This window comes from Microcoleus sp. PH2017_34_RAT_O_A (genome assembly GCF_020737885.1).
Classification (GTDB): domain Bacteria; phylum Cyanobacteriota; class Cyanobacteriia; order Cyanobacteriales; family Microcoleaceae; genus Microcoleus.
Genome location: NZ_JAEQDD010000089.1, coordinates 1 through 15,886 on the forward strand (window position 1 = coordinate 1; position 15,886 = coordinate 15,886).

General features: G+C 46.2%; 17 protein-coding genes. 7 read left to right on the forward strand and 10 right to left on the reverse strand.

The window, feature by feature from the left end; all coding sequences use genetic code 11:
• Positions 1-161 precede the first annotated feature (161 nt).
• The 4 genes from JGK11_RS24990 to JGK11_RS25005 form a co-directional block, all read right to left on the reverse strand.
• Positions 162-698 (reverse strand): lipase family protein, encoded by a 537-nt coding sequence (locus tag JGK11_RS24990; protein ID WP_293175002.1) that lies wholly within the window; start codon positions 696-698, stop codon positions 162-164.
• 275 nt (positions 699-973) lie between these two features.
• The gene (locus JGK11_RS24995; RefSeq protein ID WP_293189645.1) at positions 974-1,828 is read right to left on the reverse strand and encodes a Uma2 family endonuclease; all 855 of its coding nucleotides are present in this window, start codon (positions 1,826-1,828) and stop codon (positions 974-976) included.
• A gap of 22 nt (positions 1,829-1,850) precedes the next feature.
• Positions 1,851-2,480, reverse strand: coding sequence for a hypothetical protein (locus JGK11_RS25000; protein ID WP_293213260.1), 630 nt, complete (start codon positions 2,478-2,480; stop codon positions 1,851-1,853).
• A gap of 93 nt (positions 2,481-2,573) precedes the next feature.
• The gene (locus JGK11_RS25005) at positions 2,574-4,088 is read right to left on the reverse strand and encodes a phospholipid carrier-dependent glycosyltransferase (protein WP_293213262.1); all 1,515 of its coding nucleotides are present in this window, start codon (positions 4,086-4,088) and stop codon (positions 2,574-2,576) included.
• 87 nt (positions 4,089-4,175) lie between these two features.
• On the opposite strand from JGK11_RS25005, the gene JGK11_RS25010 reads away from it, so the two are divergent.
• Positions 4,176-4,331 carry a hypothetical protein gene (locus JGK11_RS25010; protein WP_293174832.1) on the forward strand — a complete coding sequence of 52 codons (156 nt, stop codon included), beginning with the start codon at positions 4,176-4,178 and terminating at the stop codon, positions 4,329-4,331.
• Positions 4,332-4,367: 36 nt separating this feature from the next.
• Positions 4,368-6,707, forward strand: a complete 2,340-nt coding sequence (locus JGK11_RS25015; protein ID WP_293213264.1) for a CHAT domain-containing protein — start codon at positions 4,368-4,370, stop codon at positions 6,705-6,707.
• 167 nt (positions 6,708-6,874) lie between these two features.
• Here the strand turns inward: JGK11_RS25015 and JGK11_RS25020 are convergent, their stop codons facing one another.
• From JGK11_RS25020 to acsF, 3 genes are all read right to left on the reverse strand, one after another.
• A complete protein-coding gene (locus JGK11_RS25020) occupies positions 6,875-7,117 on the reverse strand; it encodes a hypothetical protein (RefSeq protein WP_293174826.1) in 243 nt (80 codons plus the stop codon).
• Between the two features lie 58 nt (positions 7,118-7,175).
• Positions 7,176-7,778 (reverse strand): Uma2 family endonuclease, encoded by a 603-nt coding sequence (locus JGK11_RS25025; protein WP_293213266.1) that lies wholly within the window; start codon positions 7,776-7,778, stop codon positions 7,176-7,178.
• A 104-nt stretch (positions 7,779-7,882) separates the two neighbouring features.
• Entirely contained in the window at positions 7,883-8,956 is a 1,074-nt protein-coding gene (acsF, locus tag JGK11_RS25030) for a magnesium-protoporphyrin IX monomethyl ester (oxidative) cyclase (RefSeq protein ID WP_293174820.1), read from the reverse strand.
• 7 nt (positions 8,957-8,963) lie between these two features.
• On the opposite strand from acsF, the gene JGK11_RS25035 reads away from it, so the two are divergent.
• The 3 genes from JGK11_RS25035 to rpmF all read left to right on the forward strand — a co-directional run bounded on the left by JGK11_RS25035 (position 8,964) and on the right by rpmF (position 10,365).
• Positions 8,964-9,233: a hypothetical protein gene (locus JGK11_RS25035; protein WP_293200746.1), complete on the forward strand. Its 270-nt coding sequence runs from the start codon at positions 8,964-8,966 to the stop codon at positions 9,231-9,233.
• Between the two features lie 112 nt (positions 9,234-9,345).
• Complete coding sequence (locus JGK11_RS25040; RefSeq protein ID WP_293174814.1) at positions 9,346-9,822, forward strand: TM2 domain-containing protein; 477 nt, start codon at positions 9,346-9,348, stop codon at positions 9,820-9,822.
• Between the two features lie 369 nt (positions 9,823-10,191).
• Positions 10,192-10,365: a 50S ribosomal protein L32 gene (gene rpmF, locus JGK11_RS25045; protein WP_006632406.1), complete on the forward strand. Its 174-nt coding sequence runs from the start codon at positions 10,192-10,194 to the stop codon at positions 10,363-10,365.
• A 153-nt stretch (positions 10,366-10,518) separates the two neighbouring features.
• Here the strand turns inward: rpmF and queA are convergent, their stop codons facing one another.
• Positions 10,519-11,646 (reverse strand): tRNA preQ1(34) S-adenosylmethionine ribosyltransferase-isomerase QueA, encoded by a 1,128-nt coding sequence (gene queA, locus JGK11_RS25050; protein WP_293213286.1) that lies wholly within the window; start codon positions 11,644-11,646, stop codon positions 10,519-10,521.
• A 145-nt stretch (positions 11,647-11,791) separates the two neighbouring features.
• Here queA and JGK11_RS25055 point away from each other — a divergent pair, with 145 nt between their 5' ends.
• Positions 11,792-12,181, forward strand: a complete 390-nt coding sequence (locus JGK11_RS25055; protein ID WP_293154581.1) for a hypothetical protein — start codon at positions 11,792-11,794, stop codon at positions 12,179-12,181.
• A gap of 196 nt (positions 12,182-12,377) precedes the next feature.
• On the opposite strand, the gene JGK11_RS25060 is transcribed toward JGK11_RS25055, so the two are convergent.
• Positions 12,378-12,944, reverse strand: coding sequence for a YraN family protein (locus tag JGK11_RS25060; protein ID WP_293213268.1), 567 nt, complete (start codon positions 12,942-12,944; stop codon positions 12,378-12,380).
• A gap of 12 nt (positions 12,945-12,956) precedes the next feature.
• On the opposite strand from JGK11_RS25060, the gene JGK11_RS25065 reads away from it, so the two are divergent.
• The gene (locus tag JGK11_RS25065) at positions 12,957-13,478 is read left to right on the forward strand and encodes a pentapeptide repeat-containing protein (RefSeq protein ID WP_293189655.1); all 522 of its coding nucleotides are present in this window, start codon (positions 12,957-12,959) and stop codon (positions 13,476-13,478) included.
• 114 nt (positions 13,479-13,592) lie between these two features.
• Here JGK11_RS25065 and dnaG read toward each other — a convergent pair whose 3' ends face one another.
• On the reverse strand, positions 13,593-15,593 hold the full coding sequence (gene dnaG / locus JGK11_RS25070; RefSeq protein WP_293189657.1) for a DNA primase: 2,001 nt from the start codon (positions 15,591-15,593) through the stop codon (positions 13,593-13,595).
• Between the last annotated feature and the right edge of the window lie 293 nt (positions 15,594-15,886).

Below are 15,886 nucleotides of genomic sequence, written 5' to 3' on the forward strand. Positions count from 1 at the left end.
GTCAGTTTCATGATAGATTTTAGAGACATAAGATACGCTGCACACTGAAATTATCTTTGGGTCATTATAGGATCAATCATTCTGTGGTGCTCCCTTATCTCTTTTATTGAGTCCGTGGAGGCGGACATTGTTTGTGTAGCCGCGAATTCTATTCGCCCACACTATTTTAACCCGGAATTTGGGGAGGTTCGGGGTTTGTTGGTTTCGACTTGTTTGTCGATCGCACTTCTGTAACTATCCACCACATGATTCGGCATCACATCCCCATTAGGCGCCAAAAAAGCCCACTCCTCACCCACGTGCACATATTCAGTCTTAAAGAACACCGTAAAAGGCACCAGCGTAATAGCATCCGCCAAATTTACCACTCGATAGCTGTTCGGTACAACTCGATTGTGCTCCCTCGCAAACACCGGATCGCCCACCCTCGGACTGCCATAAGTATACAACTGCACCTGCTTTTTCAACCGAGGAACATTCACCGCAATGTCGATCGCAGCCAAAGTCGCGATCGCAGCACCCAAACTGTGGCCCGATAGATAGCAAGGAACCGACGGATTCAGCTTTTTGGCAATGTCCAGCGTTTGAGTGGCAATATTGCTGTAGATGGTTGAAAAACCGGGATGAATTGTACCGTAGGACTTACTAAAAACCTTACTTTCTTTTGTAGCGTAGGCAGGTAATTTTTGCTGGAATATACTTGGTCATACACTAACTCTAAATATCAATATAGCGGTTCTCAAAAAAGTCAGGTACGTTGTTGGGCTTTAGCCCTCTTATGTGTATAATATAGTAACCGAAGTCGCATGAAAAAATTCATTTATAGTCATACCTCATCTTTCGCTCGAAAGGCTATATCAAAAAACGGGTTTTTTACCTAATCTGCTGGCTGCAATCTAATGATTTTAATAAAAAACCCAGTTTCTCACCTCGTCCTTAATTGCTACTTTCCCACTGTCAACAAAGGTTTCCCTCATAATTGAGGTTCAATTCCAGCCGATCGCAATTGAGCGCGCAATTGCTCTAATTCTTCTTGAGCGCGATCGGCCCTTTGCCGTTCTTGTTCAGCCCTTTGCCGTTCTTGTTCAGCCCTTTGCCGTTCTTGTTCAGCCCTTTGCCGTTCTTGTTCCGCCCTTTGCCGTTCTTCCTCAACTCTTTCAAAGCCAGTTAACAGCAAATTCCCTTCACTATCCCACCAGCGCAGCCAAGGTAACTCAACATTTTGATACCTTCCCTGCCAAATTCCCAATTCCACTCCTAACGGTGGAATTGGATAATGACCGCGATCGTTTGCCGGAAGTAAATGATAGCTACGGCCTACTAAATGGTAAACTTCGACACTCGCCTTAGTCACCTCATAAATCCCGTAAAATTCCGGACGGATGACATTTTCGTAAATCCAGAATTTGCCAGGTTTAGTTTCCTGTTGACCAGTTCGCAACAAAGGCGTTCTATCTCGTTCTTCTGCACCATTTCCCGACACAAATTCTAACACAATTAATGGTGCTAAAAACTCTTGCCACATCACATAAGAACGACGCACTTGACCGTCAAATGTTGGCGGGACATTTGGCACGTAAAACCAATCAGGTGCTTCCGCACCACGCTCTAGTGGCTCAGTCAATCGCCAATAAATCCCGCTATCTTGACCGATACAGTAATCAGCATCTGGATGAATGCTTTGGAGGATCGGAGTAATAGAATCAGTTAACAGAATGCTTTGGGGATGTTCTTGAAAGTTTTTCACAAAAGTGCCGTCGGATTCTGGTAGCTGAGTGTGATCCGGCCAACCTGCGGGGTTGTTTTCTACATCGAGAGAGAATTTCATGGTTTTATGTGAGTAACAGGTCTTAATCAAGAATGTCTTTAATTTTTTTCTCAAACTCCTCTTGACTTATATTACCATTTATCAAGTCATCAGTGAGAGATTTAATCGGATTTTCTGTTACTTGAGGTGGAGAGGCGATCGCCCCAATATTCGCCTCAAACAAAGCCGCCCCTTCCGGTTGAGAACTATCGAAAACTTCCTTGAGTTCCGCTGCATCCATTTGGCGGCCGCTAGCATAATAAAGGTGCGTCGCCTGTCCCACCCTCCAAGTCAGTGCAAACAGCGACGAAGCCACCGCAAAACCGCCCACAAACGGCACAAACAAACCCAAACCATACATCGATATCCAAGCCATAAACGCTACCCAAAAAGAACCCAAACCCCCGAACAGATTGCCTCCGATCGCCAGCGCATCTTGACCTTTTGGATAGCCCCATTTTGCCCCAATATCCCGCATCATTTTTAATAGCAACACGCTCGCCACCAGTAGCGTCACCGTCATACTTCCCGGCAGCGGGTTGAGTCCCAGAATTGCAACTCCAATGGCATAATCGATAATCAAGTCGCGGATTTCTTTGTTGATTTCGACAAGGTTTGGTGCGCGGGCGATCGCTTCCATTTCCGCTGAGGTTTTTGGGGAGTTTTTAGACATAATATTTCGTCTTTATGAAAATCTATAAAAACTCTTGTGGGGCAGGCAAGATGCCTGCCCTATACAGGCTTTTATGGAGAGATATATTCTAATCTAAACCCAAGACGGCAGCCACATCCTAATTTTCCATTCTATTTGTGACAAAGGCAATCCCAAATAGAGAGGCATCCAGAAAATAAAAGCACCCAAAACCATAAAAATTATTGTTACCCCCATCCCTCGGAGGCGGGTTTGTGGGCTGTGCAGCCACCTGTCAGTCCACCAAGCAAGTGCTAAAGCTGCAAACACAGAACAGCCCATATAATGATACAAAAATACGCAGCGAGTCACCTTCACCCAAGGCAGCAAATTAGCCACCCAATTAACTATTAAATACAGCGCCATCCACATTTCAGTAGTCGGCGGAAACAAAATCGGCCGCTGCTGTTCGATCGCCTCAACAGAAGCCACCCGGCGCGTTTCCCTCCACACAAAAACCCGGTGAACCAAAACTCCTATTACTAGCAGTAAAGCTAAAGTTGACAGCCACCAAAGCAAAGGATTTCCCATCGCGTGAACATCAAGAATTACCGGGTTTACACCGCTGGGTAAAGGCGGCAAAACTGGATCGGATTGTGCGTTGCTGCTAATACTTTTGTAGAAGTAGACTATCGGGCGCAGCATCAAAGGCCAACTGTACCACGCCGAACAGTAAGGATGCACGTCAGGCCCGCTTTTAATCCGCTGGTGATAAGTCAAAATTTCCGTTTGCATCTGCCAAAAGTTGGGAGTTGGATTGAGATGCAGGTGAGGAATCCAGGAGATGCTGTAAACTAAAACAGGAATCACAGCTAGACTCAAAATTACTTCTAAGAATTTGAGTTGAGTCAGTCTTTGTACGGGACTTTCGGGCGGCAGGAGAGCAGGATTTACCTCGGCACTCTGTTCTTCATCTCCTCGGTTTCCTTGGATTAAACGCACTACCCAAGCGCAGATTAAAATTAGATACGTACCGAATAGAAACCACAGCCCATTCCATTTGATAGCAGCAGAAGCACCGAAACCTATTCCTGCTAGCACCAGCCAAAGCCACCGCTTTTTGCCTTCTGATTCTACGGATTTTAAAATAAATAGTTGTCCTAAGATTCCGAACAAAACTAGATAAATGTTGTTGAGCGCGTAGCGAGATTCAACTAAAAATAAACCGTCGCAGGCGATAAAGAAAGCAGCCAGAAAAGCAAAGGTGTGGCGTCGCACTAGCTGATAAGCCAGAGCTCCGACAACTAGGGGAATAAAGGAGCCTGTGAGAGCATTTAGCCAGCGGTAATCCCAAGGGGAAAGCGTTGAGCCGGCTAGACCGTTGACGGCTGTTTTGCCGAAGGGGAGGTGAGTGCCGATCGCAATCCCGATCGCAATTATGTACTGACTTAGCGGCGGGTGAGCGTTGAAAAAAGGTGTTTTAGTCAGATAATCGTTGGCAAACTTCGCGTAATAAACCTCGTCAAATACGAAGGCGTTAAATCGCTCCAGTTCCCAAAAGCGCAGAGTCAAAGAAAATAGGAACACACCGAGCATTCCTAGACCAAAAACAAGAGTGGATCTGTTGAATTGTTTTTTGTTGAGTTGCATAAAATAACCGAAAATAGTAGATGCTAGATTTGGGGGCGATCGCTAATTTTAAAATAATCAGTTGAAAAGAGCGTAAAAATTACTATTATGACTTTTAACCTTCGCTGCTACAAACCCGATGCAGGCAATAATGCTTGTCACGTGGGGCGATCGGCGGTAGCGACTATTGTTTCACAATATGCTGCCTATGTAATTGGCACCCAGGCAGGAAAAACGCATATGACAATGTGCGATCGACTATGATACCGGTTAACAAGGTCTTGTTTAAGGCGGGTGTTTATGAATCTCAGGCTGTGGGTTTGGGGGATAGCTGTAGGTGCAAGTATCCTCCTAGGAGTTCCAGCGGTGGCGGCACCCAGTGCGATGCAAATTAGTCAAGGGGTATCGCAGCAGGGAGGGGGAAACACTGCTGCTGCGGCTGAAAAATCCTTGAAAGAAGGGCTCCAACTGTACCAGCAAGGGACGGCGGAATCTTTAAAAGGTGCGATCGCCAAGTTTGAAGAAGCATTAAAACTGTATCGAGAAGCGGGCGATCGCGGTGGAGAAGCTGTCACCCTCAACAACATCGGCAAAGTCTACTCAGATTTGGGAGAGAAACAGAAAGCGCTAGAGTATTACAGCCAGTCCCTTCCGCTGAGTCGGGCCGTAGGCGATCGCTCTCTAGAAGCTACGACCCTCAACAACATTGGCTTAGTCTACGATGATTTGGGAGAAAAACAAAAAGCACTAGAATATTTAAGCCAGTCCCTTCCCCTGAGTTGGGCAGTAGGCGATCGCGGTGGGGAAGCTACCACCCTCAACAACATCGGCGGTGTCTACTCAGATTTGGGAGAGAAGCAGAAAGCCCTAGAGTATTTGAGCCAGTCCCTTCCGCTGAGACGGGCAGTGGGCGATCGCAGTGGGGAAGCTGTCACCCTTTACAACATTGCTTATGCCAAACGCGATCAAAGCAATCTCACTGAAGCCCTCACTAATATTGAAACCTCCCTCAAAATTATTGAAAGCCTCCGCACCAAAGTTGCTGGCCCAGAACTCCGCACCTCATACTTTGCCACCGTACAAAACTATTACCAGTTCTACATTGACCTGTTAATGCAACTGCACAAAACCCAACCCAAATCTGGTTATGATACCAAAGCCTTTGAAGCCAGCGAACGTTCCCGCGCCCGCAGCCTCCTCGAACTTTTGCAAGAAGCAAACGCCGATATTCGTCAAGGTGTCGCCCCAGAATTATTGCAGCGAGAACGCAGTTTACAACAGCAACTCGATGCCCTTGAAAAACGACGAATCGAAGTTCTAAATCGCCCCAAGCACACTCCCGCCCAAGAAGCAGAATTAGAACAACAGCGGCAAACTTTAATCACACAATATCAGGACATTCAAACCCAAATCCGCACCACCAGCCCCCGGTACGCCGCCCTCACCCAACCGCAACCCCTAACTCTTTCACAGATTCAACAACAAATCCTCGACGAGAATACAATTTTACTCCAGTATTCTTTAGGAAAAGACCGCAGCTATCTCTGGGCTGTGACGAAAACCAGCATTACCAGTTATGAATTACCAAAAGCTGCCGAAATCGAGACAACTGCCAAAAACTTTCGTGCTGCTGTCACTGATCCGCGCTACCGAGACATCCCCAATCGAGTCGCTGAAGCTAACAACGCCCTCAGTCAAATTATTTTACAGCCCGTTGCTGCCCAACTCGGTCAAAAACGCCTGCTGATTGTTGGCGATGGTGTTTTGAATTATCTTCCCTTTGCCGCCCTTTCGCTCCCCGGAAAATCCGGTGAAAATGGGAATCCGCCTTTAATAGTAGACCATGAAATTGTGCTGTTGCCTTCCGCTTCCACCTTGGGAATCTTAAGACAAAACTATAGCGACAGACAACCCCCTACTCGGACTTTAGCAATTCTCGCCGATCCAGTTTTTAGCGGTAACGACGAACGAATTAAAAATTCTTCTTCTGCCACCACTGAGCAAGCGGTAGAATCAGCAAATCCCGGTTTAAGTCGCTCCCGAGGCAACAATAACGTACAGTTTGACCGTTTAAAATTCACTCGCCAAGAAGCTCAAATCATTCAAGCCTTAGTTCCTGCCAATTCTCGCACCGAATCTTTGGATTTTGCAGCCAGTCGCGCCACAGCCACCAGCCCGAATTTAAGCCAATATAAAATCATTCATTTTGCCACCCACGGTTTCGCGAATAGCACTAACCCGGAATTATCAGGAATCCTCATGTCCTTAGTAGACGAAAATGGCAAACCCTTAAACGGATTCCTGCGGCTTACGGATATTTTCAATCTCAAATTAGCAGCAGAATTAGTAGTTTTAAGTGCCTGTCAAACCGGATTGGGGCAGAACATTCAAGGCGAAGGCATGGTGGGATTGACGAGAGGATTTATGTATGCTGGGGCGAAGCGAGTGGTGGTGAGTTTGTGGAGTGTGGATGATGAAGGAACCTCGAAGTTAATGTCGAGTTTCTATCAGGGAATGCTGAAAAAAGGGTTAACGCCAGCAGCAGCTTTAAGGGCGGCGCAATTGGAAATGTTGCAGCAGAAACAGTGGCAGTCTCCCTATTATTGGGCGGCGTTTACGCTTCAGGGTGAATGGCGGTAAACAGTTGACAGTTGACAGTTGACAGTTGACAGCGGGGTTTTAAAACCCTGAATTTTGATAAAGTTGATGAAAAATCAGCATCAATTTAGTACGAAAAACCAGAGACGTAGGGTGCGTCGCCACTAATAATTCTCGCCCTCAACCAGGATGCCAGTGAGCGACGCACCCTACAATTTATAACCGGGATTAATAACGACGTAGAGTGCGTCGCCACGAATAATTCTCGCCCTCAACCAGGCTGCCAGTGAGCGACGCACCCTACAATTTATAACTGTCATCAAAGTTATCCAGTTGTGTGCATCTGCTTTGTAGTCTACAAAAGAGTTGCGTCTTCCCGATCGCATATTACCAGAAAGAATTGGTTGAAAGCCGGAACCCCTTGAGGGAGAAATTAAAATCAGACTATTCATTACTCCAATCCTCTTCCTTCTAGGTAGAGGTGGCTCTCAAACTGTCAACTGTCAACTGTCAACTGTCAACTGTTGAATCACCCTTCATCTCAAAATTAACTCCTTGGTAAAGTTCGCTCAATTGAATTTGAAATTCGATCGCACTTAATGTCATAACTTCATCAGCCGTTGTATATTCTGTTAATACCCATTTATTTTCGGAATTTTTAGCAAATTGTTCGATATAACATTTATATTGGTCGATCGTAATATATTCTCGAAGACTGGGGATCGATCGATAATACTGAAATTTATCGCCTCGATCGTAATTTTTGGTTGAATTTGACAAAACCTCAACAACCAGCACCGGATTAGTTACCGTAGTCGTACCGCTGCCCTCATAAGCAGGCTCTCCAGAAATCACCATGACATCGGGATAAGTGTAAAGGCGATATTGCGGCATCCACAAACGCACGTCACCCATATATACTCGATAGTTCGGCCTTCCCAAATTCAATTTAAAGCGGGCATAAAAATTACCTGCGATTTCATTGTGATTCGTTGTTCCACCTGTCATTGGCACTATTTCTCCATCACGGTATTCACTTTTAAACTCCGCAGTTGCCTCTAATTGCAGATATTCTTCGGGAGTGCAGTAGCGTTTTTCTGTTTGTACAACCATAATATCCTCAGAGCGACGCGCATCAAAATGAGACTAACATTATACCAAAAAAAAGCGGCTCTGCCATCGCAGAACCGCCGTAACAGAGGATGAAAAATCAAAACTTAACGGACTGCACCCTCAACAGAAGGCGATTCAATCGTCTTCATGAAGTACAGTTTCACCAACTGCCAACCGTTGGATAAATACAGAGGCAATTTTTGGAACAATTGCAAAACTTTCGGAGTTTTAGACTCAACAATCGCGGTTAATTGCTGATTGTTTTTGAGGCAAACATCCAACCGTTCATAAAATTCTGGATTGTTTACGTCGAGCATGACGGGGAAAACGCGGCCTGCTGTTTCGTTGGTTTTTTTGATCACTTCAATGTCGTATTCGCGAGCATCGAGTCCGAGCGATCGATAAAAACCACCGCGCTGGATATCATTGAGATACATTGTCGCAAATACCGACAGCAAGAAGAAACGGCACCACAGCTTAGCGCGCCAATCATTCAACATCTGAGGCTGAGCTCTCATCACCGCATCGAAGAAATCTCCGTGGCGGTTTTCATCCTGACACCAATTTTCAAAGAATCGGAAAATCGGATAAATCTGATCTTCAGGATGCGCTTTCAAGTGCTGATAAATCGTGATGTAGCGCCAATAACCGATTTTTTCGGATAAGTAAGTGGCGTAGAAAATAAACTTCGGCTTGAAGAAGGTGTAACTACGGCTCTTTGTCAAGAAACCCAAATCTAGGGACAAACCAAAATCCGACAGCGCTTTATTCAGGAATCCGGCGTGCCGCGCTTCATCGCGGGACATCAGCAAGAAACCTTCGGCGAGTACCGGATTTTTGTCCTTGAGTTTGCGTGCCAATTCTTTGTATAGCAAGAATCCGGAAAACTCAGCGGTACAAGAGCGTTCGAGGAATTCAATAAACAACTTGCGCTTTTCGCCGTCGATGTGTTCCCAGGATTGATCGAACTCGGCATCCCGCACGAAGTGGGTTTTGTTGTAGTCAACGCGGAACTCTTTGATAATTGCTTCGAGTTCGGCTTCGTTTACCGAGATGTCCATTTTGGCCATCTCGTCAAAGTCTGTTGTGTAAAATCTCGGTGTGAGAATAGTTTCTTTGGCTGGGGTTTTCGCTTCTTGCTGCTCGGCAAAAGCGGGTTTTTTGAGGGAATCTACCATATGTTTATTGGATTTTTTGCTTATAATTGCTCGCTTGTTTGAGATTTCGGGTACTGCGGGCGATCGCCCTTGTATCTCCGACCAGCGCTGTGCGGCGCACTTTGGCGCTCTCTGTGGAATTCAGGTCAAAGCTGCTGAAATTTCCACGCCCTCCAGTTTACCAAGCTCTCGACCCGGAAAGATGTTGCTGGCGTTAAGAATTGCTACGCACAATTACTTATGGGCTTTGAAACAGAAGGGATTCGGGAACAAAATTCTGCCTGTTGTCAATTTATAGGATACAGCATAAATAAATTCCCGTGTCAAGCTTTTGAAACACCCGATCGCCAACCACAAAATATATATTGAGGGAGCGCAATAGTTAAATAACCAGGCAGGACGGGCATAAAATGAGCAATTTAGGTGTTAGTTACCTTTTATGGGCAGCTTGTTTTTTCGGCCCATTCGGACTCCACCGCCTCTACAACGGCAAGATTGGCACGGGTTTGCTGTGGCTGTGTACCTTTGGGTTATTTGGGTTCGGGCAATTGTTTGACTTGCTACTTCTGCCGCAGATGGTGGACGAGCACAATGCCACTATCAGGGGCAAACTCGGGGTATCTCCCCAAGGTATACCGCTATCTTCCACCAGTGGGGCGATCGCCTCGACATACCAGAAGCCAACCCCCGAACAGTTAGGGATTAAACTCCTGAAGGCAGCTTATACAAAAAATGCAAGATTATCTGTCACTCAAGGGGTGATGGCAACCGGCGCTACTTTTGCCGAAGTGGAAGAGGCTTTCACGGCAATGCTCAAAACCGGTTATGTCAGCATCGAGAACGACCCAGTTAGTGGCGTCGTGATGTACTATTTTCACGAGCTTTAAGGAATGAGAATTAAATAACTTACAATTTTAATGATTGTGGGATGGGCGTCCCGCCCGTCCCTTATAGACGGGCGGGACGCCCATCCCACTTTTAAGAGTCTAAGTTATTAAATTTTCGTTCCTAAGCTGGAGTGGGTGCGTCAGTTGGGGGATTTGGCGTGTTGTTGGAGAAGCTAATCGCTGACGCACCCTACTACTTGTCACAGAGAAATGTAGGGTGCGTCAGTTGGCGGATTTTATGTGTTGTTCGACAAGCTAGTCGCTGACGCACCCTACTACTGGATATTGCTTGTTGTGGTTTGTCGAGCCAGCGAGGCAAAATCGGCTAGAATGTTTGTTTGTCTATACAACCAGAAAGTATTTAGCGTCATGGCAGTCCCTAAGAAGAAAACCTCCAAATCCAAGAAGAATATGCGTAAAGCCACATGGAAGCGCAAAGCTGTAGTGGCAGCTCAGAAAGCTCTGTCTCTCGGCAAATCAGTTCTGACTGGGCGTTCCAACAGCTTCGTGTATCCCGGTAATGAAGAAGAGGAGGAAGAATAAATAGATTAAAAATTAACAATTGGCATTTCTGATATTTTGCACCATTCTCGGTTAACAGGCTTTGCCGGCTGTTGGAGAACACATATATTTTCTTGTGGGGTGGCCACTTTGGGCCGCCCTAAAAGAAAGTTTGAGAATGGTGCCAGATATGAGTTAATCGTTCCTTGCCTCCGGTAAAATGAGCATGGCATCGCCAAACGAATAAAATCGGTACTGATTCTCGATCGCCTCTCGGTACAAATCCAACAGCCGAGGCCTTCCAACCATCGCGCTTAACATCATCATCAAAGTAGAGCGCGGCAAGTGAAAATTGGTAATCATCCCGTCTACAACCCGCCACTTGTAACCGGGATAAATAAACAAATTTGTCTGGCCGCAAAAAGGCTGCAAGGAAAAATCGCCAGCCGCCGCAGCTCCCTCTAAAGCTCTCACTGCTGTCGTACCCACAGCAAAGATCCGCCCGCCTCGGGCTTGAGTTTCGCGGATTTTCTCGACAGTGGAGGCCGATACTTCCACCCATTCGCCGTGCATTTTGTGAGTCGTCACGTCTGCAACCTCCACCGGGCGAAACGTTCCTACTCCCACATGGAGGGTGACAAAAGTTTTTTCGATTCCCCGCTCTTCCAAGCGGCTGAACAATTCTTCGGTGAAGTGCAACCCTGCTGTCGGAGCCGCCACCGCCCCAAGCTTTTCGGCATAAACAGTCTGGTACTGTTCCGGCGCAGCTTGGGAATTTTCGATGTAGGGGGGCAGAGGTACGTGGCCGTATTCGTCCAAAAACTTCGCCAGAGTCGCATCTCTAGGGATGTCAAACTCTAACAGCCGTCCCCCAGTTTGCTCGTCCCTGTCTATAACTGTCGCAGTCAATCGACGATCGACTGCCACAGCCTGGGGAAGGCAACAGCAAGGCCCTTCCGCAGAGTCATCACAGGAGGCGGGCTCAAACTCAATTTTGGCTCCCAACTTTAAGCGTTTCCCCGGTTTCACCAAAGCCAGCCAGCAGTTGTGCTGGCGTTCTTCCATCAACAATATCTCCACAGCCGGGCCGTTCGGTTTGTGCCCGTAGAGCCTCGCTGGCAGAACACGGGTGTTGTTAAGTACCAGCAAGTCTCCGGGTTCGAGCAAATCCGGCAAATCGTGGAAAATCCGGTGTTGGTGGCTGCTGGGAGAATCTACCACCAGCAACCGAGAACTGTCCCTCGGCACTACCGGATTTTGGGCAATGCACGAGGGCGGAAGTTCGTAGTCATAAGCGTCCAAAGACCAGTCAATCTCTGTCATCGGGTGAATTCCTGTCAAAAATCTGTCAACTCGGTAACAAATTGGGTAAAAACCCCCATCCCAAGTCGGGTGCTTTTCCCCTTGTGGTGGCGGGTATAGCCCGCGACGATAGAGGTGTAGCATCAGCTTTGCTCGAAGGATAGTTATGGAATACCTCTACTACATCGCTAATACTAGCCTCACTCTGAGAGTCGTGGATTACCTACGCACGGCTAGTCATCTTCCTTTGCAATTTATCACTGTTATTCACCAAATTGACGGCTGGGTCGTGAAGGTGAAAATGAGCCAATATTTGACTCCAGAAATGCACGGGGATTTTCGGGCTTTTATGAACGAAGTCGGGATTCCTTACGATCCTGAAATTCGCTTGCAAATGGCACTGTGGAGCTTGGAAACGGGACAGTCGCCGCTGAGCGTGATGCGCCGCTACCAGGTGGCCGTGGTTTGTCACGGAAGCCCAGACCGCAAAGAAATTGAAGCGTTTCGCCAGCAGTTTGTCAAGGGTCTGGGATATTGCCCGGAAACTTTGGCCTAGACTGGGAAGCAGATAAATTGCCTGCGATCGCAGAGTCCGAGCGGGAGAAGGCAAGAGGGGCAGAGGAGTTAACGCTTTTTCCATGTCCGTTAAAGATGAAGAAACCAATGGGCCACAGTCAAGGCAAGTTAACAATTAAAAATTACCAAGCGGTATTACTTTTTAATTTTAGCCTGTAATTTTTAATTTGACATTTCTAATCACTAAAAGCCGATCGAATGTATTCTTGCAGGGTAAGCCGGTAGTTTCCGGCAAGGGCGGATTGAGAGTTCGCTGTCGTTGGTGGTAATATTTGCTTGGTCTTTTGCCGCGAAGGCTCGCACCTGACTAAGGCGACATCGAACCGACAAGAATTATTTGCTAAATCTGGACGAGTGCTTAAAAATATTTCGGCGGTTTGCCAAAGTTTGGCTTGTTTTGCTGCACTAACAGCCAAGATTCCCCCAGCATCCCAATTTCCACGACGGCGAGTTTTCACCTCTACAAAGGCTAATGTTGGGAATTGGCGATCGCGAATTCCTGGGTTTTTTTCGCCCTCTTCATCTCTTCCGAGGGCGATGATGTCAATCTCTCCCCAGCGACAGCGGTACTGACGGTGCAGGATTTCCCAACCTTGCTGCTGTAACCACTCGGCGACTAAGTTTTCTCCCAACGTGCCGAGATCCCGAGAGTTTGTCGGTTGGGGAGAGTTGGAGGCGGCGGGAACCACCGAAGAGGAGCGCTTTCTGGTAGAATTCAATTCTGAACTGTCATTGCTGCCCATTAGCTTTAACTTATGAATTCTGGAATTCGCCAACATCGCAAAAATATTTATAATTTCTTGCTGAGTTTTGTTATTTTAGCAGTAATTGCCGCTGGGGCGATCGCGATTAATCCCGCACCTGCTTTCGCCTTGGATCGCGACAAAGAAATCCTAGTTGGCGCTGATTTTAGCGGACAAGTTTTGACTAACGACAGTTTTAATAAAGCCAATCTTCGCAACAGCAATTTTACCAATGCAGATTTAGGAGGCGTAAGTCTGTTTGGCGCCAATATGGAAGAGGCAAATTTTGAAGGCGCTAATTTAAGGGGTGCGACTTTGGATTTGGCTCGCATGATGAAAGCTAATTTAACTAATGCTATCCTTGAGGGTGCTTTTGCTTACAATACCAGACTGGAAGGAGCTGTGATTGACGGTGCTGATTTTACTGAGACTCTCCTCCGAGACGATATGATCGAAAAGCTTTGTAAAGTTGCCAAAGGTACTAATCCGGTGACTGGTAGAGAGACTCGCGAAACTCTGTTTTGTGATTATTAAAAGATATAGCGGTTCTCAGAAAGATTCGCGGACGTTGTTGGGCTTCAGCCCTCTTGGTTTCAGTGGTTATATAACCTGTCAGTCATACCTCACCTTTTTGAGACTAAAATCTTATTAGCCCCAAGGTACAGAGGTTAAATCGTAAAAATTAACTTGACGCAGCCGCTCTAATTCCTCTATCCATTCTTGTTCGGCGCACAGTTGTTGGTAATATTCTATAGCAGCATCGGTTTTTTTCCACATATCGAGGGCAATCCGGCGCCGTTTGATGCTGATGATTTGCTCGATACAGGCGATCGCCGATCGAATAACTAAAGGCGCGCGATACACATTTTTTTCCGAAAACTCGTTTAAGTGAAATAAATGCGAGATTTGATTGAGTTGAGTCGGATATTCAATAAAGCTATCTTGTAATTTTAATATTAACTCAGAAGGCGCTGCTTGTAAATAGATGTTGTGCAGTATTTCTGCATTCAAAATTAGGTGCCACAAAAATCTGTGATGAGAAAGGCTAAACTGCACGTCTCTAGCTTCTATGGCTTCTCTGACTTCTTGACGGTATTCGGGACAGTGCAAATAAATCTGCAATAATTGTGCTTCTGCTTCTTCTAACAGACTGCGGGCTGCTACTGAAAAGCCTGTTTTTGAACTTTTGCTGTCGCTGCTTGCACGCTGCTTTTTATATTGTTTGCTCGGCTTCAGCTTGTTTCTAATTAACAGTGGCATTGTCAATGCTTCGTCTTGATTCAGCCGCTGTCCCCAATCGCTGACTACTTGATTGAGCAAGTTTTCTGCTATCATCTTTGTGAGTCTAAAATCTCCTTTACTGAGGATTTCGGCGCTTTTTTGCAGATAATGTGATAACTGATTGTCGTCAGTAATATTAGTTAATAATTTAATGATTCTTTTGGTGATTTGTTGGGAAGTATCCGCTTGCTTCAAATCTTGATTGACGAGCATTTGTTGGATTTGCCAATCAAGCCACAATGGGGAATTGTCGAGCAATTCTCGATATTGTTCTGGGGAGTAGGTTTTGAGATATTCGTCGGCATCTTTGCCGTCGGGAATGTTGAGCACTCGCAGTTGTACTTCTCCTTGATAGGCGAGTTGTTCTATTTCTCCAATGGCACGCTCTGCTGCTTTGGTTCCTGCTTTGTCGGCGTCGAAGTTGAGGATAATTTGTTTAGAGTCAGTGTACCGCAATAACTGCCGCACTTGGTTTAAACTCAGGGCTGTGCCGAGGGAAGCGACGGCGTTGGAGATGCCCGCTGCTTGAAGTGCGATCGCATCAAAGTACCCCTCTACGACGATCGCGCGATCGGCTTTGCTAATGGCTGTTTTGGCTGTATCTAAGCCATATAAAGTCTTGCCTTTGTCGAATAGTTCTGTTTCGGGAGAATTGAGATATTTAGGTTGTTCGTCACCGAGAGCTCTGCCGCCGAAACCGATGACTCTGCCTTGGGTATCGCGAATGGGAATCATGATGCGGTTGCGGAAGCGATCGTAATAGCCACTTCCGCCTGATTTGCGCGGTACAATTAATCCTGCTTGCTCTACTAATTGCGCCGGATAGTTTTTTTGTTCTACTAAATAACTGTAAAGTGCTTCCCAACCTTGAGGTGCATAACCTAGTTGAAATTGTTGGATAGTTTCTTCGCTGAGCTTGCGTTCTGATTTGAGATATGCTAAGGGTTCTTCTCCTTGAGATTGCCGTAAAGCGTGTTCGTAAAATTTGGCGGTTAGTGCTGAGATTTCATAGAGTTGTTCCCGCAAAGAAATTTGGCGCTGCAATTCTTGTCGGTGTTCAGGTTCGACTGTTTTGATGGGGACTTGGTAATTTTTAGCTAATTCTAATACGACTTCGCTGAAGGAGCGTTTTTCTAATTCCATGAGGAATTTAAAGGCATTGCCTCCTGCACCGCAGCCGAAACAATAGTACATTTGTTTGGCTTGGTTGACGGTGAAACTGGGAGATTTTTCGTCGTGGAATGGACACAAGCCGACGAATTCTTTGCCGCGTTTTTTTAAGATAACTCTACCGGAAATAACATCTACTATGTCGGCTCGTTGTTTGACTTCTTCGATTGTTTCTGGGTGCAGCCTAGGAACTTGCATAGGACTATGTTAGGTGAGTTAAAATTATGTTTGTTTTGATCGATCGCACAATTGGAGTTTTTCTGTACGTAGAAACCGGGTTTTTTACGAAAATACAGAGGTTTCCGCCCGGATATTCGGTTTAAAAACCCGGTTTCTTTAAGCTTGATGCGATCGTGAAGTGTTGGCAAAGCAAGATAAGCTGTTACTACTAATTTAAACTGTATTATTCGGGACGGGCTAGAAGCCCATCCCACTCATGGTTTGATTGTTTTTTGACATACAATTTAAATGCTGCAACAGCTTACTCGCTT

Excerpts from the sequence above, each read along its gene's own strand:
- JGK11_RS25000 (WP_293213260.1), bottom strand. The coding sequence starts at position 2,480 with ATGTCTAAAAACTCCCCAAAAACCTCAGCGGAAATGGAAGCGATCGCC.
- queA (WP_293213286.1), bottom strand. The coding sequence starts at position 11,646 with ATGACAGAGATTGACTGGTCTTTGGACGCTTATGACTACGAACTTCCG.
- JGK11_RS25055 (WP_293154581.1), top strand. The coding sequence starts at position 11,792 with ATGGAATACCTCTACTACATCGCTAATACTAGCCTCACTCTGAGAGTC.
- JGK11_RS24995 (WP_293189645.1), bottom strand. The coding sequence starts at position 1,828 with ATGAAATTCTCTCTCGATGTAGAAAACAACCCCGCAGGTTGGCCGGAT.
- JGK11_RS25015 (WP_293213264.1), top strand. The coding sequence starts at position 4,368 with ATGAATCTCAGGCTGTGGGTTTGGGGGATAGCTGTAGGTGCAAGTATC.
- dnaG (WP_293189657.1), bottom strand. The coding sequence starts at position 15,593 with ATGCAAGTTCCTAGGCTGCACCCAGAAACAATCGAAGAAGTCAAACAA.
- JGK11_RS25010 (WP_293174832.1), top strand. The coding sequence starts at position 4,176 with ATGACTTTTAACCTTCGCTGCTACAAACCCGATGCAGGCAATAATGCT.
- JGK11_RS25020 (WP_293174826.1), bottom strand. The coding sequence starts at position 7,117 with ATGAATAGTCTGATTTTAATTTCTCCCTCAAGGGGTTCCGGCTTTCAA.
- JGK11_RS25005 (WP_293213262.1), bottom strand. The coding sequence starts at position 4,088 with ATGCAACTCAACAAAAAACAATTCAACAGATCCACTCTTGTTTTTGGT.
- rpmF (WP_006632406.1), top strand. The coding sequence starts at position 10,192 with ATGGCAGTCCCTAAGAAGAAAACCTCCAAATCCAAGAAGAATATGCGT.
- JGK11_RS25060 (WP_293213268.1), bottom strand. The coding sequence starts at position 12,944 with ATGGGCAGCAATGACAGTTCAGAATTGAATTCTACCAGAAAGCGCTCC.
- JGK11_RS25065 (WP_293189655.1), top strand. The coding sequence starts at position 12,957 with ATGAATTCTGGAATTCGCCAACATCGCAAAAATATTTATAATTTCTTG.
- acsF (WP_293174820.1), bottom strand. The coding sequence starts at position 8,956 with ATGGTAGATTCCCTCAAAAAACCCGCTTTTGCCGAGCAGCAAGAAGCG.
- JGK11_RS25025 (WP_293213266.1), bottom strand. The coding sequence starts at position 7,778 with ATGGTTGTACAAACAGAAAAACGCTACTGCACTCCCGAAGAATATCTG.
- JGK11_RS25040 (WP_293174814.1), top strand. The coding sequence starts at position 9,346 with ATGAGCAATTTAGGTGTTAGTTACCTTTTATGGGCAGCTTGTTTTTTC.